At 66.1% G+C, this 602-nt stretch carries 1 protein-coding gene; it reads right to left on the reverse strand.

Annotated elements, in window-relative coordinates; all coding sequences use genetic code 11:
* Positions 1 to 602 (reverse strand): LLM class flavin-dependent oxidoreductase (locus NL2_RS20565; protein WP_157083308.1); only part of this gene is annotated, 602 nt, incomplete at both ends.

Consider the following 602-nt stretch of genomic DNA (forward strand, 5'->3'; position numbering starts at 1 on the left):
CGGTGGGGGCGCAATAGGCGATGCCGCGATAGATCACGTGGTGCGGCGTCGGCTCCCAGCCGGCTTTCGCGCATTCGGCGCGGTACAGCTCGATCCAGTCCTTGACCGTCTCGGGCGCGGCGAACGAGAACGCGATGCCGATCCGGCGCTGCGCGGCGAACACCACCGAATCCTCGCTGTTGCCCGATCCGAACACCGGCGGGTGCGGTTGCTGGGTAATGCGCGGCCAGATCGAGATCGTGTTGAACCGGTACTGCTCGCCGTCCCACGCGAACGGCGTCTCGTTGGTCCACGCCTTCAGGATCAGGTCGATGCCCTCCTGCGTCATCTTCTTGGTCAGCGCGGCGTCGGTGTCATAGGTCTTGTGCTCGTTGGGCGTGCCGCGCAGGAACAGCACTTCCAGCCGCCCGCCGCTCAGCGCATCGAGCATCGCCACTTCCTCGGCCAGCCGCACCGGATTGTTCAACGGCACCAGCGGCCCGAGCAAGGCCACTCTGACCCGCTTCGTGCGCTGGATGATCGCCGAGGCCATGATCATCGGGTTGGGCGTCATCTGGTACGGCGCGTAGTGGTGTTCCGACACGCTGACCCAGTCGAACCCC

It is taken from the genome of Novosphingobium lentum NBRC 107847, assembly GCF_001590965.1.
GTDB classification, from domain to species: domain Bacteria; phylum Pseudomonadota; class Alphaproteobacteria; order Sphingomonadales; family Sphingomonadaceae; genus Novosphingobium; species Novosphingobium lentum.